Origin of the sequence: Mesorhizobium sp. M8A.F.Ca.ET.165.01.1.1 (assembly GCF_004792065.1) — a bacterium.
Lineage (GTDB): Bacteria > Pseudomonadota > Alphaproteobacteria > Rhizobiales > Rhizobiaceae > Mesorhizobium.
This window is the reverse complement of record NZ_SRTH01000232.1, coordinates 1-290: the sequence shown is the minus strand read 5'-3', so window position 1 is coordinate 290 and position 290 is coordinate 1. Positions and strand designations below refer to the sequence as shown.

The window sequence follows — 290 nt, the reverse complement described above, 5'->3', positions numbered from 1 at the left end:
ACCAGTCGCATGCTGGAGCAGATCGAAAAGGTTCCGCTGGCGCCATTGGCCGCGGAGCTGTTGTCGGCGCTCACCGACGACCGCCGCCATCAAAAGCTGTTCGACGAGTTCACCAGGGGGGTCGGGCGTTTCCTGAACGACGAAAAGGCCCTGGCGACGATGCGTGAGAAGATCCGCGAGGAATTGCCCTCGCTCTTCAACCTGTTTCGCGCCGACGCCTATCTCCTGAAGAAGATCGTCGCCTCGGCCGGGTCGCTGCTCGATGAGGTGCGGGCCGACCCCAAGCATCC

At 63.1% G+C, this 290-nt stretch carries 1 protein-coding gene; it reads left to right on the top strand.

From position 1 onward, the window contains the following. Window positions 1-290, top strand: a 290-nt coding sequence (locus EN808_RS35875) for a DUF445 family protein (protein WP_135918272.1), incomplete at both ends; no start/stop codon positions are given.